Raw genomic sequence first — 21434 nt, 5'->3', positions numbered from 1 at the left:
TCACGCCATCAAATAGACGAGACACACCATGGCCGAATTCGTTTTCGAGATCGGAACCGAGGAAATGCCCGCCCGCTTCGTGCCGAAGCTCGCGGCTGAACTGAAACAACTTTTCCGCGCCTCGCTCAAGGAAGCCATGATCGGCTTCGAAAGCGTGGACACTTACGCCACCCCGCGTCGCATCACCGCCCATGTGGTGGGAATCGCCGCGAAGCAGCGCTCCGAGGAGGAGACCGTCACCGGGCCTCCGGTGCGTATTGCCTTTGACGAGGACGGCAACCTGACCAAGGCGGGGCAGGGCTTTGCCAAGACGCAGGGCGTGGCCGAGGATCAGCTCTACAAGCTGGAAACAGGCAAGGGCGAATATTTGGCCGCCACCAAGACCGTCGGCGGCGGTGATACCTTCGACATTCTCCCCGCGCTCTGCTCCAATGCGCTGGATGGATTAAGTTTTCCCAAGCGGATGCGCTGGGGGGACTATGACCTGCTTTTCGGGCGTCCGGTCCGCTGGCTCTTGGCGCTGCTCGATGACAAGGTGGTCGAGTTCACGCTTGAGAACCTGACCTCGGGCCGCACCACCCGCGGACACCGCGTCATGGGGCCGGGTCCCTTTGAAGTGGCTGCCGCAGCCGATTACTTCCGCATCATGGAAGAGGACTGCAAGGTCGTCATCGATCCCGAGAAGCGCAAGAATCTCATCGTCGAGGAAGGCAACCGCCTCGCGTCCGAAGCGGGCGGAAGCATCGTCTGGAAGGATGCGCTGCTGGACGAGGTCGCCAACCTCGTCGAGTACCCCGTCCCCATTCTCGGGGACATCGGGGAGATGTATCTCGAGCTGCCGCGCGAGGTGCTGCTCACCAGCATGCAGTCGCACCAGAAGAGCTTCGGCGTGCAGAAGGATGACGGCTCGCTGCTGCCGCATTTCCTGACCACCCTGAACATCGAGCCGCGTGACCGCGCGCTGGTCAAGAAGGGCTGGGAGCGGGTGCTCAAGGCTCGTCTTGAAGACGCGCGTTTCTTCTGGGAAGCGGATATCAAGACTGACTTTGAACACTGGCTCGCCAAACTGGACAAGGTCGTGTTCCTCGGACCGCTGGGAAGCATGGGCGACAAGACCCGCAGGCTGGAAAAGGTCTGTGGCTGGGTGGCTGACGAGCTGGGTGATTCCAAGGAACTCCTGCCCGCGGATATCGAGCGCTTCGCTCGCGCCGGACGACTCTCCAAGGCCGATCTGGTTTCGGAGATGGTCAACGAATTCGATTCGCTTCAGGGCCTGATGGGCGGCATCTATGCCCGCCGCGCCGGAAAGGGTGACATCGTTGCCGATGCCGTGGCGGAACAGTATCTGCCTGCCGGACCGGAAACCCCGGTTCCTTCCACGCTGCCGGGAGCCGTCCTCTCCATGGCGGACAAGGCCGACACCCTCGCGGGCTGCTTCGGCATCAAGAAGGTGCCCACGGGCGCCAACGATCCCTACGCGCTTCGCCGTTGCGCGTTGGGCATCTGCCGCATCATCATGGAGCACGGCCTTGACCTCGACCTTGAGCAGCTGTTGCGCCATGCTCAGGCCGCGTACTCCGAGGACGTGAAGTGGAAGGTGTCGCAGGAGGAGTCGCTCGAAATGCTGCTGGACTTCTTTGCCCAGCGGCTGCGCGCCATGTTCACCGGACAGGGCTTCGCCACCCGCGTGGTCGATGCCGCCATCGGCGCCGGGTTTAGCGACATTCACACCCTCAAGGCACGCCTTGAGGCCCTGTCCCGCTTCAGTGAGGGCGAAGGCTTCGAACAGGCGGTGCTGACCTTCAAGCGTGCCGCCAACATCATCCGCAAGCAGGGCGAGGAGGTCGGTCAGGAGCTTACCGGCGGCTTTGAGGTCGACATGCTTGAGGACGACGCCGAAAAGGCGCTTGCCCAGCGCATGGACGAGACCGCTCCGCGCTTCGAGCAGCTCTGGGCCGACGGCGACTTCGACGGCCTGTTCGGTCAGCTTGCCGAGCTGCGGCCCAGCGTGGACGCCTTTTTTGACAATGTCATGGTCATGTGTGAAGATCCTTCACTCAGGGCCAACCGCCTGAATCTGCTGAAGGCATTGGTCGATAGGCTGGGACGCCTTGCCGACTTCAATGCCCTTCAGGTCTAGAAAATGCTTGACAAACGGGGGCAGTGCTAGATAAGTAGCTCTGCCTTCGCTTTGAAAATACCGTTTTTTAACGCATAAGAATAAGACAAGCTTGAGGAGAAGTACCGTTGGCTAACCACAAGTCCGCCGTAAAAAGGCACCGCCAGAGCCTGGTCCGCAACCTGCGCAACCGCATGGCCAAGACCCGCATCAAGAATTCCGTCAAGGCCGTCCAGACTGCCATTGAAGAAAAGGATGCCGCCAAGGCAACCGAAGCCATGAAGGAAGTCACTTCCGTCATGGACAAGGCCGCCCGCAAGAAAGTCATCCACTGGCGTCAGGCTCAGCGCCGCGTCTCCCGTCTGCAGCAGGCCGTCAACAAGATCGGCTAACTGCTCGGACGTCATCCGACTTTTAGAACCCGCTCTGCTTCGGCAGGGCGGGTTTTCGTGCTTGCTGTCTTAAGAAGACGTCCAGAAGGGCCCCGCCATGTTTTTATGGCGGGGCCCTTCTGGTTGGGATGCCGTCCGCGGGGACAGCTCTCAGCTTGTATGACCTGTGACCTCAGCGTCCTTCGTCCGCAATTTCGCGCAACCCGTCAGGGTCGAGAACAGTTATGTCCTTGCCGGACATTTCGATGAGTTCGTCCTCGGTGAAGCGTTTCAGTATGCGGGAGAGTGTTTCCTGAATGGTGCCGAGATAAAAGGCGATCTGGCCTTTGGGCAGGTCCAGTCTGAATGTGTTGGAGTCGTGAGAGGATGCCAGCAGAAGCAGATACGAGGCCACGCGTGACGGGGCTTCCTTGAGGCTTAGTTCCTCTATCTTGTTCACAAGGATTCTCAGCCGCTCCGCAAGCTGTCCCATCATCTTCATGGCCAGGTCGGGATCCTGGCTGATGATGCGTTCGAACTCGCGACGCGGAATGAACATGAGCTCGGAGGGGTCCAGCGTCTGGGCATGGACCGGGAAGGTGGAGCCCTGAAAGACCGGGACTTCCGCAAAGGATTCACCCGCTCCGAAAATGTGCAGGATCTGTTCTTTGCCGGAGGGGGACATGCGGAAGATTTTCACCCGTCCCGAAAGTGTGGCGTAGAAACCGTTTGCCGGGGTGTCGGATTCAAAGATCAGCTCGTTTCGCTTGTAGTGCTTGCAGACGGCGATTTGCGCCAGCCGCTCCAGTTGGTTGTCCGGCAGCCCCTGAAACAGGGAAACCGAACGTACCGCGTCAATGCTCTCCATTATCTATCTCCAAAAAAATTGCTTTCATTCTAGTCGATTTGACTTGAATCATGTCACGATGCCCCTGATTTGTCCATTGTGGGGCCGTGGAGAGACACATGAATATCCTTATCGCCATACTGACATCCCTGTCGCTGGTTCTGCTCGGCGCGCATCACCTTCGCTTCGGCGAACCGGGGTTGACCGCCGCAATGCTGACTCTGGCGGCGCTGTTCCTCGCCCGCCGTGCATGGGTGCGTTTGCCGGTGCTCTTCGCGCTCTTCTGGGGTGCCTGGACATGGGCCGACGCTACTTACGGTTTCGTCCGCATGCGCATCCTCATGGGAGTAGATTGGGAGCGACTGGTGGTAATAATGGGTGCGGTGATGCTGGTAACGCTGGCCGCCGTGCTGCTGAACATCGCCCCCGCGAACGGACGTTGGTATCGCAAGGCCACGGAAAACGCACAGGCTCGCGGAACCGTATTTGTGCTGACCTGCATCGGACTCGGCATCGCGAGCGCCAAGGTGTCTTTCCCCGTACTGTTGCTTGACCGCTTTGCTCCGGGCTGGGGCTGGCTGGAGATCATCCTCCTCGCCGTCTATGCCCAGTGGATCGTTAACATGATGCTGGACCGCACAAAGCAGCCGATCGTCCGCAGGCGCATCTGGGCCGGATTTTCGGCAGTCTTCTTCCTGCAACTGCTCATGGGGCTGCTTGGCGCGGACCGTATGCTCATGACTGGCGAACTGCATCTGCCTGTCCCCGCGCTGATCGCTGCCGGGCCGATCTTCCGTGGTGAAGGATTTTTCATGCCGATCCTGTTCGGCGCGACTCTTATCCTTGTCGGCCCTGCATGGTGCAGTCATCTCTGCTACATCGGCGCGTGGGATGACGCCGCTTCCCGCACGGGATCGCGACGTCCGGCCAATCTGGGGCGGCGGACCGTCCTGCTGACCCGCGTCGCGTCCCTCGTGGTGGTCGTTGCAGCGGCATACGCCATGCGTCTTGCCGGAGTCTCCTGGGTGACGGCGGCATGGAGCGCGGCGCTCTTCGGCATGGTGGGCGTGATTATCATGGCGACGGTCTCTCGACGTATGGGAACCATGGTACACTGCACGACGTTTTGCCCCATGGGTGTGGTGGCAAATGTGTTTGGAAAAATTTCCCCGTGGCGCATCCGCATCGGCAAGGATTGCACCGGCTGCAACGTCTGCTTCAGCCGTTGCCGGTACTCTGCTCTGGATGCCCGGGCCCTGCAGGAAGGCAGACCGTCCCTGAGCTGTACGCTCTGCGGTGACTGCGTGGGAGCCTGCCGTCACGGGCAGCTCGGATATGCATTTCCCGGCCTGACCGCCGAGACAGCGCGCGCAGCGTTTGTGGTCATGGTTGTCGGCCTGCACGCCGTATTCCTCGGCGTTGCAAGAATATAGCAATAAGCAAGAATCAGGAGGACGATATGATTACCAATAGAAAGATAATCCGCATCGACGAAGAGAAGTGCGACGGCTGCGGCCTGTGCGTCACCGGCTGTGACGAGGGCGCCCTGCAGATAATCGACGGCAAGGCGCGGCTCGTGAAGGAAAACTTCTGCGACGGCCTCGGCGCGTGCATCGGCGAATGCCCGCAGGGTGCGCTTACCATCGAAGAGCGTCCGGCCGAGGACTTTGAACCGGAAGCCGTGAAGGAGCACCTCAAGAAGCAGGGACGCGATATCCCGGATCACCTGCCCACCACCGAGGAAGTGCGCGGCACCCCCGTGCGACCCATGGGCGGCGGTTGTCCCGGTTCCCAGCTGCGCAAGATGACGCCCTGCGGTCAGGCCAATCAGCCCAAGGAACAGAAGACCGCCGAGGGCTCCAGCCTGTCCCACTGGCCCGTGCAACTGCGCCTTGTCCCGCCGACCGCGCCGTTTCTGCAGAACGCCGATGTGCTGCTGACCGCGGACTGCGTACCCGTTGCGCTGCCCGATTACCACTCGGACTACGTGGCGGGCAAGGTCGTGTTGATGGGATGCCCCAAGTTCGACAACCAGATGGAATATGCCAACAAGCTGGCGGACATGGTGAACACCGCGAACCTGAACTCCATCACGGTGATGGAGATGGAGGTTCCCTGTTGCTCCACCATGAGCGTCATTCTGGACAAGGCTTTCGAGATGGCGGGAAGGCGGGTCCCCGTGACAAAGCTGACCGTCTCGCTGGACGGCCGCGTCATCAACACCGAAACCATCGAAGCGTAAGGAGGCAATAACCATGCGCAAGATCGACCTCATCGCCGAAAACGGATTCAAGGAAAAGACTTTCAGCAACATGCTCGTGCACGACTGCGCGTACGTGAAGGTCATCAACTTCAACTTCGAACCGGGGCAGGAGCTGCCCGTGCACAGTCACGACATCGAAGGCGAGCTGACCATCACCGTGCTTGAGGGCGGCGGCCAGTTCCTCGGTGCCGACGGCGCGGAAATCCCGGCCAAGCCCGGTGACGTGCTGGTGAGCGAAATCGCGGATCCGCACGGATTTCGCGCCGAGAGCCGCACCCGCCTGCTGGTCCACATCGCGCCCCCGATCTAGGTTCAAAGGCCATGAAAACGGTTCATGACACCTTCGGAGCGGCTTCCTGCCGGGCGGACGGGCTCTGCGCTCTCCGCCCGGCAATGCCGCAGGGATTCATGGACGCCGAGTCGCTCATGCGAGTCGCGAAAGTGGTGCGTGATCACGGTCTTCCGGGCGTGCGTGCCACTGGTGCCCAGCGGATCGAAATCCACGGGATTCCGCCGGAATCCGTGGACGCGGTGGCCGAGGCTGTGGGGCCGCTCGACGGAAGATGCCCGTTCATGATGACGCTTTGCCTCGGCAAGGGCCAGTGTTCGCGCGGCCTGCAGGACACTCGCACCATGGCATCAGCCCTAGAGGACATGCTCGAAGGGATGGCCGGCATCCCGGTGCGGCCGAAGTTCGGGGTGTCCGGCTGCCCACGCGGGTGCGGACAGAGCTGGGTGCGCGACATCGGGCTTCTCGGTGATGCGAAAGGCTGGACGCTGCTTTTCGGCGGTGCCGCAGGGCGCAAGGCGCGACCGGGTGAAATTGTGGCAAAACACCTTTGCGCCGGAGATGTATTGAAATATGTGAAGCGAACGCTTGATTTTTTTGCGGGAAACGCCAAGAAAGGGGAGCGCGCCGCAGGCTTTGCGGAAAGGGTCGGCATGGAAGCCGTCCGGCAGGCGGCGCAGAACCCCGAGCCTGAGTGACCCCAAGGAGTAAAGCATGTCCGCCACGCCCAAAGGCGCCATCCTTCAACGTGACAAGAAAACATACGCCATCGTCCCGCGCACGCCGGTGGGACTCGTGACCCCCGACTCCCTCGAAGCGATCGCGCGGGCGGCCAGAAAATACGACGTTCCCATCATGAAGATCACCTCGGGCCAGCGCATCGCCATGGTTGGACTCGAGCAGGAGAACGTGGACAAGGTCTGGGAAGACCTCAAGATGGAAATCGGTCCGGCGGTCGGACTTTGCGTTCACTATGTTCAAGCCTGTCCGGGCACCGAGGTTTGCAGCCTCGGTCAGCGCGATTCTCTCGGCTTCGGCCTTGAGCTTGAAGACCATTTCGTGGGTTACGAGATGCCCGCCAAACTGAAGATCGGCATTTCCGGCTGTCCCATGTGCTGTGCCGAGTCTTACGTTCGCGACGTGGGCCTCATCGGCAAGAAGAAGGGCTGGACCGTGGTTGTCGGCGGCAACGCTTCCGGCAGGCCGCGCATCGGCGACGTCCTTGCCGAAGACCTGAGCCGTGGCGAAGCCCGCGAAGTCTTGACTCGTTTCATCGATTTCTACCGTGACAATTCCGGCAAGCGCCAGCGCGCCGCCCGTTTCGTGGAAAAGGTTGGCATCGACGAAGTCGTCAGGCAGGTACTGCGCAGCTAGACGGAACACCTGTCATCTCCGGAAAGGGGATGATCTTTTGCACTGAAAAAGGGCTCCTCTTGAGGAGCCCTTTTTGTTTGCTGCGGGCGGCCGCCGGGGCCGCCCGGAGAGTGGCGCGGGTTACGGGGCAGGCGCCCACTCAGGCAGGGTGGCGAGGTCAACGCCCCACACTGCGGGCAGGATGTAGACCACGAAGGCCGTGATAAGGATCGTGCCGAGGATGTTGAGCCATATGCCTGTCTTGGCCATTTGCTTGATGGATATGCATCCGCTGCCGAAGACGACCGCGTTGGGCGGCGTCGCCACCGGGAGCATGAAGGCGAAGGACGCCGCCACGCAAGCCCCGATGATGGTCGCGAACGGATGGATGTGCATTGCGATGGCCGCGCTGCCCATGATGGGGACAAGCAGGGTGGCGGTGGCGGTGTTGGAGGTGATCTCCGTCAGGAAGATGGTAATCAGCACCACGGTGGCCACAAAGACGAGGATGCTCGCGCCTTCGAGCCCGCCAAGCTGTGCGGCGATGTAGTTCGCCAGTCCGGTCTTGGCGAAGCCGTTGGCGATGGCGAGACCGCCGCCGAAGAGCAGGATGACATCCCAGGGAATCTTGACCGCGGTCTTCCAGTCAAGCAGGAACTCGCCCTTCTTGAAGTTTGAGGGGATGGCGAAGAGCACCAGCGCACCGAGGATACCGATGGTTGCATCGTGGATGTATCCGAAGTTGGGCATCATATCGAGGACGAAGGGCATTTTCTTCAGGAAGCCGCGGGAGAGCCAGAAGGCCGCCACGAAGCAGCCCACGATGACGATTTTCTTTTCTTCCGATGCCATGGGGCCGAGCTTGCGCAGCTCTTCCTCGATGATCTGCTTTCCGCCGGCCAGCTCCATCTTGCCCATGGGGAAGAGCAGCTTTGTGAGCAGGATCCAGGACAGGGCGACCATGATCACGGCGAGGGGAACGCCGAAGAGCATCCACTGGCCGAAGCCGATCTGCACGCCGAACATCTTTTCCACCATCCCGACCATGACCGTGTTCGGAGGGGTGCCGATGATGGTGGCCACGCCGCCCATGGAGGCAGCGTAGGCGATGCCGAGCATCAGGCATTTACCGAAGTTGGACTCGGGACCGGCGTTGCTGACGCAGGCGCGGATGTCCTTGGAGTCGAACCCGGTGGCCTGCTGAACCACTGCGAGGCCGATGGGGACCATCATCATGGTCGTTGCCGTGTTGGAGACCCACATGGACAGAAAGCCAGTGGCGATCATGAACCCGAGGATCATTCTGCCCGGACTCGTCCCCACCGTGCGGATGGTGTGGATGGCCACGCGCCTGTGCAGGTTCCAGCGTTCCATGGTCACGGCAAGAAAGAAGCCGCCCATGAAGAGGTAGATGAGATGGTTTGCGTATGGAGCGGTGGCCGCGTTGGATTTCATAACGCCGAGAAGCGGGAAAAGGGCGATGGGCAGCAATGACGTTGCGGGGATGGGGATGGCTTCGGTGATCCACCAGATGGCCATAAGGGCGGTGACGGCTGCCACTCGCCATGCTTCGACTTTCATTCCCTCAGGGGCCGGGATGAGAAGCATCAGGATGAAAACGATGGGACCGAGGAAAAAGCCGACTTTTCTGCCGTTTCCGCTGTCTCCTGCTTGTGCGCTCATGGATTCCTCTCCTTGGGTTGCTGCGGCGGACCGCGATTGATGGAAGCATGCCCGTGCCGGTCGAAGGGGCGGAACTCCTCACATTCCGCCCCCGGGATGCTAAATGCCCAGATTGTACGACTCAACGTAGCTGCTCACCCGCGCCGTGGAATCGGCTATGCGGTGGCGCAGTTCGCTTGCGTATGCTTCCGGGTCGATGCTCCTGCGCGCCACACCTGTTTCCATCGCCGCCTTGGCGACCGCCACGGAAACGTATTCGATCAGGCGCAGATCAAGAGCTTTGGGGATGATGTAGTCGATGCCGAATTCGAGGCTGTCCACCCCGAAGGCCTTGCACACGTATTCCGGGGCGGGCTGCTTGGCCAGATCCGCCAGCGCCTTGGCCGCGGCGAGCTTCATCTCTTCGTTGATGGCCGTGGCGCCCACGTCCAGCGCGCCGCGGAAGATGAAGGGGAAGCCCAACACGTTGTTGACCTGATTGGGGAAGTCCGAGCGTCCGGTGCCCATGATGGCGTCCGGGCGGGCTTCCTTGGCATCGGTGTAGGTGATTTCCGGGTCCGGGTTGGCGCAGGCAAAGATGATCGGATTGTCGGCCATGGATTTGACCATGTCCTTGGAGACCATGCCCGCCACCGAGAGTCCGAGGAAGCAGTCTGCGCCCTGCATGGCCTCGGCCAGTGAGCCGTATTCCTTTTCGGTGGCATAAGCCTGCTTGGTTTCGTTCAGGTCAGAGCGGCTTTTGTTGATGTGGCCGCGCGAGTCGAACATGGCTATGTTCTCGGGGTGCACGCCCATGCTCTTGTAGAGGTTGGTGCATGCTATTGCCGATGCTCCGGCTCCGGAGACGACCACGCGCAGGTCCTCGGCCTTCTTGCCGGAGATCTCCAGCGCATTCATCATGCCCGCCGCCGTGACAATGGCGGTGCCGTGCTGATCGTCATGGAACACCGGGATGTTCATTTCCTTCTTGAGCTTTTCCTCGATGTAGAAGCATTCCGGTGCCTTGATGTCTTCAAGGTTGATGCCGCCGAAAGTCGGCTCCATGGCCTTGACGATTTCGATGAGCTGGTCCGGGTCGGTGACGGCAAGGTTGATGTCGTAAACGTCCACGTCCGCAAAGACCTTGAACAGTACGCCCTTGCCCTCCATCACCGGCTTTCCTGCGGCGGCGCCGATGTTGCCGAGGCCGAGCACGGCGGTGCCGTTGGAGACGACCGCCACAAGATTGCCCCGCGCGGTATACTCGAAGGACTTCTCGGGATCGGCCGCGATCTCCTTGCAGGCCTCGGCCACGCCCGGGCTGTAGGCCATGGAAAGGTGTTTCTGGGTCACGCACGGTTTGACCGGCACGACCTCGACCTTTCCCTTTCTGCCCATGGAGTGGTAGTCGAGCGCTTCCTGTCTGGTGAACAGTGCCATTGTGATATCTCCTCGTGATTTCGATGCGTTATTCGATGCCTGCGGCCTTGCGGTCAGGCACGGCGTACAGTTCCTGCCCGTGGGAGTCGTTGATGACCAGCAGGGGGAAGTCCTCCACGGTCATCTTGCGGATCGCTTCGGGTCCCAGTTCCTCGAAAGCGATGACTTCGGACGCCTTGATGGAGTTGGAGAGCAGGGCGCCCGCGCCGCCGGTGGCTCCGAAGTAGACGGCGGTGTGGTCCTGAAGGGCTTTTCTGGTGGCTTCGTTGCGCTTGCCCTTGCCGATGGTGGCCTTGAGGCCGAGCCTGTGAAGGCGGGGCGCGTACGAGTCCATGCGGTAGCTGGTGGTGGGCCCGGCGGCGCCGATGGGACGCCCCGGAGGCGCCGGACTCGGACCGACGTAGTAGATGGCCGCGCCCTGCAGATCGAAGGGCAGGTCTTCGCCCTGATCCAGCAGCTCCACGAGCTTCTTGTGCGCCGCGTCGCGGGCGGAGTAGATGGTGCCGGTGAGAAAGACCACGTCTCCGGCCTTGAGCGGGGCGATGTCTGCATCGGTCAGCGGGGTGTTCAGCTTGTATTCCGCCATTACAGAACAACCTCCTCGTGCCGCTGGGAGTGGCACTGGACATTGACGGCCAGCGGCAGGCTCGCCAGATGGCACGGTTCAACGGTCATCTTGACACCCAGCACGGTGGTTTTTCCACCAAGTCCCATGGGGCCGATGCCCAGCTTGTTCACGGCCTCTTCCAGTTCCTTCTCCTTCGCCGCTATCTCCGGGTCGGGATGCGTATCGTCGAGGCGACGCATCAGGGATTTCTTGGCGATCTTGGCAGCGTGGTCGAAGGTGCCGCCAATGCCGATGCCCAGCACCGTGGGCGGACAGGGGTTCGGCCCGGCCTCGGCCACTCGTTCGATCACGAACTGCTTGATGCCTTCCCAGCCCTGCGCCGGGGCCAGCATGGTCACGCGGCTCATGTTCTCGCTGCCGCCGCCCTTGGCCATGAAAACGATCCTGAGTTTGTCTCCGGGGACGAAATCGAAGTGGATGATTGCCGGGGTGCCGTCGCCGGTGTTGGCGCGGCTGAAAGGGTCACATGCGGATTTGCGCAGGTAGCCTTCCTGATAGCCCTTGCGTGCGCCTTCGTTGATGGCGTCGCGAAGGTTTCCGCCTTCCACGCGGGCTTCATCGCCCACTTCCACGAAGAAGACGGCGAGCCCGGTGTCCTGACACAGGGGCAATTTGGTCTCAGCGGCGAGGTCGGCGTTCTCCAGAAGCTGGCGAAGCACCTCCTTGGCCGAGGGGCTGGTTTCCTCTTCCATGGCCTGTGAGAGCCTGTTGCGGACGTCGTCCGGCAATTCCGTGTTGGCCTTGACGCACATCCTTGCGACGGCGTCCACTATGTCGTTGGTATGGATGATTCGCATGGCGTCTACTTCCTGAATATTTCCTTGATTGCGGTGATGCCCATCTTGCGGCGCAGGAAGCCGAGCTGGTTCTGAAGCGGCAGTCCCTTGGGGCACACGTCCTCGCAGGCCAGCAGGCCCATGCAGCCGAAGATGCCGTTGTCGTTGCCGATGATCTCGAAGTAGTCGCTGTCGGTGCGCTGGTCGCGCGGGTCCACCACGAACCGGGCGATGCGGTTCAGGGAGGCGGCTCCCATGAAGTCGTCGCGCAGGCGTGCGGTACCGCAGGCGGACACGCAGCAGCCGCACTCGATGCAGCGCTCCAGCTCGTAGATCTGTTCCGCCACGGCATTGTCCATGCGCTCTTCCTGCGCTGCGGGATCGAAGGTGCGGTTCGTGTGAATCCACGACTCGGTCTTGTCGTACATTTCCCGGAACCAGACGCCGGTATCCACGGCCAGGTCGCCCACGAGCCTGAACACCGGAAGCGGATGCAGGGTGATCTTGCCGGGCTGATCCTTGGTCTTTGTCTGACAGGCCAGCCCGGGGCGGCCGTTGATGACCATGGCGCACGCCCCGCAGATTCCCGCGCGGCAGCAGAAGTCGAAGACGAGGCTCGGGTCCTGCTCTTCGCGCAGCCTGTTCAGGGCGATGAACAGGGTCATGTTGGTGGTTTCCTCAAGGACGTACGTCTGCATGCGCGGCACGTCGCCCTGCTTCTGCGGATTGAATCGGAATATTTCGAATTCGAGTTGTCTACCCATGATGCGTTCCTTCCTTGAACCGGGTTACTTCTTCGTGCCGAGTTCGTTCACGGGACTTTCCACGGTGCGTTCGCGCACGTATTCCTCGTCGGCCGGAATGATGGTTCCGCCGCCGTAGCCCCGGTCGCCCGGAGGAATTTCGAATCTGGCGGTGGTGTCCTCGTAGGAGAGCTCCGGCATGTCCGCGTTTTCGGGCCAGTAGGCCAGCGTGCGGTTGAGCCAGTCCTTGTCGTTGCGCTCGGGGTAGTCCTCGCGGTTGTGCGACCCGCGCGATTCGGTGCGTTGCAGGGCGGCCTGCGCGATGCACAGTGCCAGCCTGACCTGTCCCTTGATCTTGAGCGCGGCGGCGAGCTCGTAGTTCGGCCCGGTGCCGTCGGAGACCAGTCCCACGCGCTTGGCCTTGTCGAGGGTGCCCTGAAGCGTTTCCACGCATTCTTCCAGTCCCTGCTGATTCCGAAAGACGAAGCAGCCCTTCATGAGCGCATCCTGCATCTCGTTGCGCACTTCATAGACGTTGAGTCTGCCGTTCTTGCCACGGATCAGGTTGTCGATGCGTTCGCGCTGTTTGGTGACCGCCTGATTGATGGTCTGGGTATTGAAGGTGGTTTCGTAGCCCTTGAGGAATTCGACGATCTTGGCACCGATGATGCCGCCCGCGACCACGGTTTCGGCCAGCGAGTTTCCGCCGAGGCGGTTGAAGCCGTGCATGTCCCAGCAGGCTGCCTCGCCCGCGGAGAACAGACCCTTGAGGCCGTAAGCCGAACCGTTTTTGTCCGTACGGATGCCGGCCATGGTGTAATGCTGGGTGGGACGGACCGGGATGAGCTCGTGCCTCGGGTCCACGCCGAGGAAGTGGTGGCAAATCTCGTCCACTTCGCGCAGCTTGGTTGAGATGTGCTCGTTGCCGAGGTGCCGGATGTCGAGCCAGAGGTGTTCGCCGTAGGGACTCTTCACGCCTTTGCCCTGCCGCATGTGGTGGGTCATCCAGCGCGATACCACGTCGCGGGAGGCCAGCTCGGCCTTGTCCGGCTCATAGATGTTCATGAACCGCTCTTCGTTCACGTCGAGGAGCGTGCCGCCGTCGCCGCGACAGCCCTCGGTGACGAGGATGTCCGTGGGGACGATGCCGGTGGGGTGGAACTGGATTGCCTCGGGGTTGCCGATGGGGACGACGCCCGTGTCGTGGGCGATGATGTGTCCGCCGCCGTCGCAGATCACGGCGTTGGTGGTGGCCTTGTAGATGCGTCCGAATCCGCCGGTGCAGATGGCCGTGGCCTTGGCGAGGAAGACTTCCAGCTCGCCGGTGCGCAGACAGCGAACCACGGCGCCGGTGCAGGTCTCGCCGTCATGAATGAGCGAGACGGCCTCCTTCTTGTCAAAGACGTCGATGCCCAGCTCGGCGCAGCGGTTGTCCATGGTGCACATGACCGCATGGCCGGTGCCGTCCGAGGTGTAGCAGGTGCGCCATTTGGCGGTGCCGCCGAAGGAGCGGGCCGTGATCAGCCCTTCGTTCTCTTCCTTTTCGTATTTCTCGAATTTTTCGCCGCCCTTGAAGAAGGTGGATTTGCCCGGGACCACACGGTTCCACGGGACGCCCCAGTGTGCGAGGCGGCGCATTTCGATTGGCGCGGTGTCGGCGAAGAGTCGCGCCACTTCCTGATCGCAGCCCCAGTCGGAGCCCTTGACCGTGTCGATGAAGTGGACGTCCGGACAGTCGCCGTCGCCCTTGGCGCAGTTGCCGAGCGCGGCCTGCATGCCGCCCTGTGCCGCAGAGGAGTGGGAGCGGCGTGCCGGGACTATGGACAGGCACGTGGCCTTGAAGCCGTTCTGTGCCGCTTCGCAGGCGACGCGTTCTCCGGCGAGTCCGGCGCCGATGACCAGCAGATCTGAGTAGTGCGTTTGCATTGAAGAAACCTCGCTAGCCTAACGTTGCGAAACGGATCAGGGTGATGACGCCGATGACCATGAAGATGGTGAAGAGCGTCTTTTCGAACTTCTTGAATCCCTTGCGGTCCTCGGATTTGACGAAGCCCCACTTCACGCCGATGCGGTAGAAGCCGATGCTCACGTGCAGCTCCACGCAGGGCAGAAGGATCATGTAGAAGATGAACCACCAGAACTGCTGGATGCGCGCGGCCGACTTGGCTGCGGTGATGGGCAGGTCGGTGAGCACCACCCACATGTGGATGGCGCCGAGTATCAGGATGATCATGGCGGTTCCGGCCTGAACGACCCAGAGCCACGTGTCGCGGTGTTTGAGCATTCTGGCGTGTCCGAGGATGACTCCCTGCCTCTCGGCGCGGAACGGAATCTTTCGGGCGGCGAGGACGAAATGGAGTAGGAAGGTAAGGAAGATCAGCGGGCCGCCCACCTGAGCCATGTAGGTGGCTTCGAAGAAGTGGGCGATGGCGTTCATGATACTGGGTGAGATGACCACCGAGGAGACCAATATCATGTGGCACCACATGAAGAGGATCAGCCCGGCGCCGGTGAGCATCTGCAGCCAGTCGAGCCCTGCGTCCAGACGGGATGTGCCCGCGGCGGATGTCGGATTGGCTTTCATCATAGGGTTCACCTGTGGGGTTGTGGAATTGAAGAGGGCAAGGCCGTTTTCCGAAGCGGTGTGAAAAGGGGGCTCAAGGGGATTCTCCGGCTGGCAATCCCTTGTCCCTTCGGGAGATGGCGGCAGAGTCGCCTTGGTGCATTGAGGCATCCTCCGGTGAGAAGGTTGGCGGAAAACCGGATCGCAACATCCCGACAGAGCAACAGGTGTGCCATGGACCGTAACGCGATTGTTCCCGTCAGCGCTGGGTCTGACTCGCCATAAAAAAGCGCATCGGCGGAAAATCGCCGATGCGCCCGGAGAGCGTGAGCGGAATTCCGCCGATGTGACGTCAGGTTCGGGAGAGGCCGTATTTCGCCATCTTCTCGTTGAGGGTGCGGCGGGGGATTCGCAGCTCGTCCATGACGCACTTTATGTTGCCGTCATGCCGCGCCAGTGACTTCTGGATGAGGTGCCGTTCAAAGAGGTTGATCTGCTCCTTGAGGGACACCGAGGAGTCGCCGCAGTCCACCACGGTGCCGGAGAGCAGTTTCGGGATGCGTTGGTCGGGCGGCAGGCTGGAGAGCACGAAGCGTTCGGCGAGGCTCTTCAGCTCGCGCACGTTCCCGGGCCAGTCGTGGCTCATCATGGCGGCGGCGCTTTCCGGCGGCAGGGAGTCGGCGGGGCGGCCGTAGGTGTCTGCGGCCCGATCGAGAAAGAAGGAGAAGAGCAGGGGGATGTCTTCCTTGCGCTCCCGAAGCGGGGGCACGGTTATCTCCATGGTGTTGAGCCGAAAGTAGAGGTCCTCGCGCAGGCGCCCTTCCTCGATGGCCTTGCGCGGATCCTCGTTCATGGCGGAGATGAGCCGGAACTCCACCGGGCGCGGCGTGTTGCTGCCGAGCGGAGTTATCTCGCGGCACTCCAGTGCCCGCAGGAGCTTCCCTTGTACGTCCAAGGGCATGGAGCCCAGTTCGTCCAGAAAGAGAGTGCCGCCCTGCACTGCCTCCAGCTTGCCGATGCGTCTGCTCTGGGCTCCGGTGAATGCCCCGTGTTTGTGGCCGAAGAGTTCGCTCTCCGCCATGTTGACCGGGATGGTGGCGCAGTTGAGGGCCAGATAGGGGCGTTTGCGGCGGTCGCTGAGTTCGTGGATGGAGCGGGCCACGACCTCCTTGCCCGTGCCCGTTTCGCCGAGGACCAGCACATTGGCGATGGTCGGGGCGAGGTGGTTTATCTCCCGCTTGAGTTCGCGCATGGGCCTGCAGGTGCCCACCAGTCTGGAGTCGAGTCCTTCGTTTTCTTCCAGCGCCTTCTTGAGCTGGCGGTTCTCCAGTACGAGCCGACGTTTCTCCAGCGCGCGCTTGATGGTTTCGATGATGCGTTCCGGGTCGAAGGGCTTTTCCACGAAGTCGTACGCGCCGCCGCGAATCGCCTCTACGGCCATGGCGATGTCGCCGTGTCCGGTGAAGAGGACGACCGGGATGTGCGGGTCGATTTTGGCGATTTCCTTCTGGAACTGCAGGCCGTCCATGCCCGGCATCTTGACGTCGGAAAGGATGATGCCGGCGTAGTCGGGATGAATGGCTCCGAGCGCCTCGCCGGCGTCCTCGAAGTCCTGCACGGTGAAGTCGGAGAGCTCCAGCCACTGTCTGGCCGAGTCCCTGACTGACTTTTCATCATCAACGAGAATGACCTGCATCATGCTTCGGCTCCGGAGGTGTCGTGGTCGGCAACTGGCAGGGTCAGCAGAAACTCTGCGCCGCACTCGTCGCGGTTCCTGCCGCGGATGTCTCCGCCCATGTCCTTGATTATCTTGTATGAGATGGAAAGGCCGAGGCCCATGCCCACGCCTTCCTTCTTGCTGGTGACGAACGGCTCGAAGAGGCGCTTGCCTATCTCCGTGCCGATGCCGGGACCGTTGTCCCGCACGAGGATGGTGGCGTGCCCGTTCTCGTGGGCCATTTCCACGCCGATGACGGGCGAGGCCGTATGCAGCATGGAGTCCAGTGCGTTGCGGAAAAGATTGATCAGTACCTGCTCAAGCCGGACGTGGTCGCCCATGATGAAGATGGGGTGCTCCGGCATGTCCAGCTGTAGCTCGCAGTTCTCCACCTGAAACTGGTGGCGCATGAGCGTGAGGGATTCGTTGACCGCGCGCCGCAGGTCGAACCTGGTCTTCTTGTTGGACGACTTGCGAACGAAGGATTTGAGCTGGCCGGTGACTTTCGCCATGCGGTCGCACAGGTCTGAAATCTTGTTCAGCGTCGGTTCCAGCTCGTCGAGCTTGTCGCGGTTGAGCATCAGGCGGCAGCTGGCGATGTAGGTCTTGGACGCCGCTATGGGCTGATTCAGCTCGTGGGCCACGGCTGTGGCCATCTCCCCAAGAGCCGCGAGTTTACCGGCCTGCACCAGCTCCTCCTGCGCCTCGCGCAGTTCAAGCTCCGTGCGTTTGCGTTCCTCGATCTCCAAAGCGAGCTGTTTGTTCATGCTGCGGATTTTCTCCGCTTCGAGGGCCTGTTGCCGAGACAGCTCCCGCTGGCTTCTCTCCCGGACGAACATGCGGGTGAGAATAGCCAGTCCCACGAGAATGAATGAGGTGAGCGCCATGCCCAGCGTACGCTCCCAGAGAGGGGCCTCGTTCATGAGGTAGGTTATCTCCCAGTTCATGTCGGGGATGGAGCGGGAGTTCTTGAGAAACCGCTCCTTGTCGATGATGGTCTCAGGAAAGCCCAGTAGCGTGGAGGACTGCGACCGCAGGCTTTTGAGCTTGGGGTCCGGGAACTGCCATCGCTCGTGGATCTTGTTGCGCGTCTCTTCGGACAGGGGGGCGAGGGTGCGATATTTCCACGACGGACGGCTGGAGAGCACGATGACGCCGTTGGAATCCGCCACGAACACGGTTTCTCCGCCCTCCTGCCAGAGTGTCTCCAGAGCCGAGAGCACGATCTTGGTGGCTACGACGCCTACGATGCGTCCGTTCACGCGTACTGGATGGGAAATGTAGAAACCGGGCCGCCCCGCCATGATGCCGACCCCGAAGAACTTGCCCGCCGCTCCGTTCATGGCGTCCTTGAAGTAGGGTCTGAAGCTCAGGTCCAGTCCGATGAAACTCGTCTTTTTCATCCAGTTGCTGGCGGCGATGACGATGCCGTCGGTGTCAAGGATGTAGATGGCCTCGGATTCGGCGCGCTCGTTGGCGGACTGGAGGAAGGAGTTCATGCGGATCCTGTCGCCTCCGTCGGCGAGCAGGTCCTTGATGATGCCGGTCTGCGAGAGCAGGTAGGGCAGGTATTCGTGCTTCTGCAGGGCTGAATTGAGTGTCCGCTCGTACAGGGCGAGCCGCTCTTCTGAAACACGCTCAAGGTCCTGCAGGTAGTCGTATTGCACCACCAGCGCCACCACCAGCGGCACGAGCAGCATGGAGAGAAACCCCATGATGCCGGGGAGGGCTTTTCGTCTGCTGTCCTTGAAGTATCTCATGCGGCTTCACTCTCGTGGCTTTCGTGTGAGCTTGGATGGCGGATGAGCCGGTCATGAACCGCCTTCGGAGGAAGTAGGCGAAAATCCGCCGATAGGTCTGTGATACCCGGCCAGCCGTTCGGGTGCAAACAGAGTTTTCATGAGTGGTTTGGAGCCGTTCCTTTTTTTATGGCACGCTGCCGCGGGGTATAAGCAAGGACAGTGCCGATGGGTGGACCAAGCGGAGGCATCCAAATAAAACGGCCTGCCCCCGGTTATGGGAGCAGGCCGTTGAAAGCGGTATGGGCGAATGCGCTACTTGACCGGCGTGCGGCCGATGCTGAAGTAGGCGAAACCTTCGTCGCCCATGCGACGCGGGCTGTAGAGGTTGCGTCCGTCGAAGAGGATGGGGGTCTTGAGCAGCCCCTTGACCTCGTCGAAGTCCGGGTCGCGGAACTGGTTCCAGTCGGTGACCACGGCGAGGCAGTCTGCGCCTTCACAGGCTTCGTACTGGTCGCGGACGATCTCAACGTTGGGGTTGTCGGCAAAGTACTCGGCGCCGCGTTCCCATGCCACGGGGTCGAAGGCACGGACCTTCATGCCGGCGTCGGTGAGCGCCTTGACCAGATACAGGGCCGGGGCTTCGCGGATGTCATCGGTATTGGCCTTGAAAGCGATTCCCCAGAGGGCGAGGGTGCGGCCTTCGACGCCGCCCTGCGGCTGGAAGTAGTCGAGAATCTTGTCGGAGATGACGAGCTTCTGGGCGTCGTTAACCGTGTCCACGGACTGAATGAGTCTGGCGTCGTATTCCACTTCGCGGGCCGTGTTGATCAGCGCCTTCACATCCTTGGGGAAGCAGGAGCCGCCGTAGCCCACGCCGGGATAGATGAAGCTGTAGCCGATGCGCGAGTCGGACCCGATGCCCGCGCGCACCTCAGTGACGTTGGCGCCGACGCGTTCGCAGATGTTGGCGATTTCGTTGATGAAGGAAATCTTGGTGGCCAGCATGCAGTTGGCGGCGTACTTGGTCATCTCCGCGCTGCGGGTGCCCATGACGATGAGCTTTTCGCGGCTTCTGGCGAACGGGGAGTAAAGGTCGCGCAGAACCTTGGCGGACTCTTCGGACTCGGTGCCCACGATGACCCGGTCGGGCTTCATGAAGTCGTTGACCGCGTCGCCTTCCTTGAGAAATTCAGGGTTGGAGACCACGTCGAAGTCAATGGATGCGCCACGCTTTTCCAGCTCGCCGGCGACGATGCCGCGAACGCGGTCCGCCGTCCCCACGGGGACGGTGGACTTGTCCACCACGATCTTGGGTTCCTGCATGTTGGCGCCGATGTCGCGGGCGACCGCGTCCACGTAGGAGAGGTCGCAGCGGCCGTCCTGACCGCTGGGGGTGCCGACGGTGATGAAAGCCACGCGGGCCCCCTCGAGTCCTTCGGCTATGTCCGTGGTGAAGAAAAGACGTCCTTCGGCGTGGTTGCGCTTGACCATCTCCTCGAGCCCCGGCTCGTAGATGTGAACGTGTCCTTCCCTGAGTTTTTCCACCACCTTGGGGTTCACGTCCACGCAACGGACGGTGTTGCCCATTTCAGCGAGGCAGGCAGCGGATACGAGGCCGACATAACCGGTTCCGACGATGCAAACTTTCATGTATATTACTCCGTATGTAATGTCTTGGTCAGTTCTGTGGGTTGGTAGCGGGTGGCTTCGCTCCTGTCAATACTGGGGAAACGCCTTCACGCGGTTGCCATCAACGCCCGGAAGGCGTAATCAGGTGGCTTCGAATGAATCATCCGCACAAGGAGATAGTATAATGCCTGTACTCTGCGTCAACGTCGATCACGTCGCCACCCTTCGTCAGGCCCGGCTGGGGATTGAGCCCGAGCCGGTCACGGCTGCCTACATGGCCGAAATGGCCGGAGCCGCCGGGATCATCATGCACCTGCGCGAAGACCGCAGGCACGTGCAGGACAGAGACATCGAGCTGGTTCGAAAGACCTGCAACACACGGCTTCACTTCGAGATGGCCGCCACGCGGGAGATGCAGTCCATCGCCTTGGAAACCGACCCCGAAACCGTCTGCCTCGTCCCGGAAAAACGCGAAGAGCTCACCACCGAGGGCGGGCTGAACTGCATAGACAGGGAAGAGGAGCTGGCCGAGTTTCTGGCACCATTGCATGAAAAGGGCATCCGCTCCAGTCTGTTCATTGACGCGGACATCGCCCAGATCGACGCGGCACACGCCTGCGGCGCCGAGTTTATCGAGATTCACACCGGCCACTATGCCGACGCCAAGGATATTCGCGAGCGCCACGTGGAGCTGGAAAAGATCCTCGAAGGCATCCGGCACGCGCGCGCGTTGGGACTCAAGGTGAACCTCGGGCACGGCCTGAATTATCGCAACGTCATGGCGTTCAAGAACGTGCCCGGCATCAGCGAGTACTCCATAGGGCACAGCATCATCGCTCGCAGCGTCTATGTGGGCATCGACCGGGCGGTTCGCGACATGGCCGAAATCATCAGGACCTTCAAGGACTAGCGAATGATCCTCGGAATGGGCATCGACCTTGTCGAGCTGGAGCGCATCGAGAGCGCCTGGGGCCGTTACGGGATGCGTTTTGTCGAGAAAGTGCTTACCGACGCCGAGATAGCCCAGCTGCCGAAGCATCCGGTCTCTCGTCTGGCCGCGCTTTTTGCCGCCAAGGAGGCCGGGGTGAAGGCCCTGGGAACAGGCTTTGCCGAGGGCGTGACCTTCCAGTGCGTAGAGGTGCTGCACGGCTCCTCAGGCAAACCGGAGATAACCTTTTGCGACGAGGGGCGCGAAGTCATGCGTTCCCTCGGCGGCAGGCGGGCCCACGTTTCGATCACTCACTCGCGGGACAATGCCGCGGCCGTGGTGATCATAGAAGATTAGGAGGAGC

20 protein-coding genes are annotated in these 21434 nt (G+C 61.5%); 9 read left to right on the top strand and 11 right to left on the bottom strand.

All coding sequences use genetic code 11. From position 1 onward, the window contains the following. The first annotated feature begins 28 nt into the window (after positions 1-28). Positions 29-2140, top strand: coding sequence for a glycine--tRNA ligase subunit beta (gene glyS, locus BR24_RS00255; RefSeq protein WP_496539509.1), 2112 nt, complete (start codon positions 29-31; stop codon positions 2138-2140). Positions 2141-2247: 107 nt separating this feature from the next. Further along, a complete protein-coding gene (gene rpsT, locus BR24_RS00250; RefSeq protein WP_018123570.1) occupies positions 2248-2511 on the top strand; it encodes a 30S ribosomal protein S20 in 264 nt (87 codons plus the stop codon). Positions 2512-2683: 172 nt separating this feature from the next. On the opposite strand, the gene BR24_RS00245 is transcribed toward rpsT, so the two are convergent. Then, a complete protein-coding gene (locus tag BR24_RS00245; protein WP_462966044.1) occupies positions 2684-3358 on the bottom strand; it encodes a Crp/Fnr family transcriptional regulator in 675 nt (224 codons plus the stop codon). A gap of 98 nt (positions 3359-3456) precedes the next feature. Between BR24_RS00245 and BR24_RS00240 the strand changes: the two genes are divergently transcribed. From BR24_RS00240 to BR24_RS00220, 5 genes are read left to right on the top strand one after another with little or no spacing between them, the layout of a single operon-like run. Beyond that, positions 3457-4770 (top strand): 4Fe-4S binding protein, encoded by a 1314-nt coding sequence (locus tag BR24_RS00240; RefSeq protein ID WP_496539508.1) that lies wholly within the window; start codon positions 3457-3459, stop codon positions 4768-4770. A 26-nt stretch (positions 4771-4796) separates the two neighbouring features. After that, on the top strand, positions 4797-5579 hold the full coding sequence (locus BR24_RS00235) for an ATP-binding protein (protein ID WP_496539507.1): 783 nt from the start codon (positions 4797-4799) through the stop codon (positions 5577-5579). Between the two features lie 13 nt (positions 5580-5592). After that, positions 5593-5910 carry a cupin domain-containing protein gene (locus BR24_RS00230; RefSeq protein WP_496539506.1) on the top strand — a complete coding sequence of 106 codons (318 nt, stop codon included), beginning with the start codon at positions 5593-5595 and terminating at the stop codon, positions 5908-5910. Positions 5911-5921: 11 nt separating this feature from the next. Then, positions 5922-6587, top strand: coding sequence for a ferredoxin-like domain-containing protein (locus BR24_RS00225; RefSeq protein ID WP_496539505.1), 666 nt, complete (start codon positions 5922-5924; stop codon positions 6585-6587). A gap of 16 nt (positions 6588-6603) precedes the next feature. After that, positions 6604-7263, top strand: coding sequence for a ferredoxin-like domain-containing protein (locus tag BR24_RS00220; protein ID WP_496539504.1), 660 nt, complete (start codon positions 6604-6606; stop codon positions 7261-7263). 120 nt (positions 7264-7383) lie between these two features. Here the strand turns inward: BR24_RS00220 and BR24_RS00215 are convergent, their stop codons facing one another. The 10 genes from BR24_RS00215 to BR24_RS00170 all read right to left on the bottom strand — a co-directional run bounded on the left by BR24_RS00215 (position 7384) and on the right by BR24_RS00170 (position 20163). Continuing rightward, positions 7384-8925 (bottom strand): SLC13 family permease, encoded by a 1542-nt coding sequence (locus BR24_RS00215; RefSeq protein WP_496539503.1) that lies wholly within the window; start codon positions 8923-8925, stop codon positions 7384-7386. Between the two features lie 99 nt (positions 8926-9024). Beyond that, complete coding sequence (locus BR24_RS00210) at positions 9025-10344, bottom strand: malic enzyme-like NAD(P)-binding protein (protein WP_496539502.1); 1320 nt, start codon at positions 10342-10344, stop codon at positions 9025-9027. A gap of 28 nt (positions 10345-10372) precedes the next feature. Beyond that, on the bottom strand, positions 10373-10930 hold the full coding sequence (locus tag BR24_RS00205) for a Fe-S-containing hydro-lyase (protein WP_496539501.1): 558 nt from the start codon (positions 10928-10930) through the stop codon (positions 10373-10375). Beyond that, complete coding sequence (locus tag BR24_RS00200; protein WP_496539500.1) at positions 10930-11769, bottom strand: fumarate hydratase; 840 nt, start codon at positions 11767-11769, stop codon at positions 10930-10932. The genes BR24_RS00205 and BR24_RS00200 overlap by 1 nt, the downstream gene beginning before the upstream one ends. 5 nt (positions 11770-11774) lie before the next feature. Then, positions 11775-12512 (bottom strand): fumarate reductase iron-sulfur subunit, encoded by a 738-nt coding sequence (locus tag BR24_RS00195; RefSeq protein ID WP_496539499.1) that lies wholly within the window; start codon positions 12510-12512, stop codon positions 11775-11777. 24 nt (positions 12513-12536) lie between these two features. Continuing rightward, a complete protein-coding gene (locus BR24_RS00190) occupies positions 12537-14417 on the bottom strand; it encodes a fumarate reductase flavoprotein subunit (RefSeq protein WP_496539498.1) in 1881 nt (626 codons plus the stop codon). 13 nt (positions 14418-14430) lie between these two features. After that, positions 14431-15078, bottom strand: coding sequence for a succinate dehydrogenase/fumarate reductase transmembrane subunit (locus tag BR24_RS00185; RefSeq protein WP_496539497.1), 648 nt, complete (start codon positions 15076-15078; stop codon positions 14431-14433). Between the two features lie 328 nt (positions 15079-15406). Next, on the bottom strand, positions 15407-16753 hold the full coding sequence (locus BR24_RS00180) for a sigma-54-dependent transcriptional regulator (RefSeq protein ID WP_496539496.1): 1347 nt from the start codon (positions 16751-16753) through the stop codon (positions 15407-15409). Further along, positions 16750-18531, bottom strand: coding sequence for a sensor histidine kinase (locus BR24_RS00175; RefSeq protein ID WP_496539495.1), 1782 nt, complete (start codon positions 18529-18531; stop codon positions 16750-16752). The genes BR24_RS00180 and BR24_RS00175 overlap by 4 nt, the downstream gene beginning before the upstream one ends. A gap of 294 nt (positions 18532-18825) precedes the next feature. Continuing rightward, the gene (locus BR24_RS00170; protein WP_496539494.1) at positions 18826-20163 is read right to left on the bottom strand and encodes a UDP-glucose dehydrogenase family protein; all 1338 of its coding nucleotides are present in this window, start codon (positions 20161-20163) and stop codon (positions 18826-18828) included. A gap of 163 nt (positions 20164-20326) precedes the next feature. On the opposite strand from BR24_RS00170, the gene BR24_RS00165 reads away from it, so the two are divergent. Both BR24_RS00165 and BR24_RS00160 read left to right on the top strand, forming a co-directional pair. Next, complete coding sequence (locus BR24_RS00165; protein WP_496539493.1) at positions 20327-21052, top strand: pyridoxine 5'-phosphate synthase; 726 nt, start codon at positions 20327-20329, stop codon at positions 21050-21052. A gap of 3 nt (positions 21053-21055) precedes the next feature. Beyond that, a complete protein-coding gene (locus BR24_RS00160; RefSeq protein WP_496539492.1) occupies positions 21056-21427 on the top strand; it encodes a holo-[acyl-carrier-protein] synthase in 372 nt (123 codons plus the stop codon). Positions 21428-21434 lie beyond the last annotated feature (7 nt).

It is taken from the genome of Pseudodesulfovibrio halophilus DSM 5663 (assembly GCF_059568665.1).
The sequence above is the reverse complement of the archived record's forward strand: the minus strand, read 5'-3'. Positions and strand labels throughout refer to the sequence as shown.

Coding starts and splice junctions, on each gene's coding strand:
- BR24_RS00200 (WP_496539500.1), bottom strand. CDS start 11,769: ATGCGAATCATCCATACCAACGACATAGTGGACGCCGTCGCAAGGATG.
- BR24_RS00225 (WP_496539505.1), top strand. CDS start 5,922: ATGAAAACGGTTCATGACACCTTCGGAGCGGCTTCCTGCCGGGCGGAC.
- BR24_RS00180 (WP_496539496.1), bottom strand. CDS start 16,753: ATGATGCAGGTCATTCTCGTTGATGATGAAAAGTCAGTCAGGGACTCG.
- BR24_RS00205 (WP_496539501.1), bottom strand. CDS start 10,930: ATGGCGGAATACAAGCTGAACACCCCGCTGACCGATGCAGACATCGCC.
- BR24_RS00210 (WP_496539502.1), bottom strand. CDS start 10,344: ATGGCACTGTTCACCAGACAGGAAGCGCTCGACTACCACTCCATGGGC.
- BR24_RS00235 (WP_496539507.1), top strand. CDS start 4,797: ATGATTACCAATAGAAAGATAATCCGCATCGACGAAGAGAAGTGCGAC.
- BR24_RS00160 (WP_496539492.1), top strand. CDS start 21,056: ATGATCCTCGGAATGGGCATCGACCTTGTCGAGCTGGAGCGCATCGAG.
- BR24_RS00175 (WP_496539495.1), bottom strand. CDS start 18,531: ATGAGATACTTCAAGGACAGCAGACGAAAAGCCCTCCCCGGCATCATG.
- BR24_RS00195 (WP_496539499.1), bottom strand. CDS start 12,512: ATGGGTAGACAACTCGAATTCGAAATATTCCGATTCAATCCGCAGAAG.
- BR24_RS00245 (WP_462966044.1), bottom strand. CDS start 3,358: ATGGAGAGCATTGACGCGGTACGTTCGGTTTCCCTGTTTCAGGGGCTG.
- BR24_RS00190 (WP_496539498.1), bottom strand. CDS start 14,417: ATGCAAACGCACTACTCAGATCTGCTGGTCATCGGCGCCGGACTCGCC.
- glyS (WP_496539509.1), top strand. CDS start 29: ATGGCCGAATTCGTTTTCGAGATCGGAACCGAGGAAATGCCCGCCCGC.
- BR24_RS00240 (WP_496539508.1), top strand. CDS start 3,457: ATGAATATCCTTATCGCCATACTGACATCCCTGTCGCTGGTTCTGCTC.
- BR24_RS00165 (WP_496539493.1), top strand. CDS start 20,327: ATGCCTGTACTCTGCGTCAACGTCGATCACGTCGCCACCCTTCGTCAG.
- BR24_RS00185 (WP_496539497.1), bottom strand. CDS start 15,078: ATGATGAAAGCCAATCCGACATCCGCCGCGGGCACATCCCGTCTGGAC.
- BR24_RS00220 (WP_496539504.1), top strand. CDS start 6,604: ATGTCCGCCACGCCCAAAGGCGCCATCCTTCAACGTGACAAGAAAACA.
- BR24_RS00215 (WP_496539503.1), bottom strand. CDS start 8,925: ATGAGCGCACAAGCAGGAGACAGCGGAAACGGCAGAAAAGTCGGCTTT.
- BR24_RS00170 (WP_496539494.1), bottom strand. CDS start 20,163: ATGAAAGTTTGCATCGTCGGAACCGGTTATGTCGGCCTCGTATCCGCT.
- BR24_RS00230 (WP_496539506.1), top strand. CDS start 5,593: ATGCGCAAGATCGACCTCATCGCCGAAAACGGATTCAAGGAAAAGACT.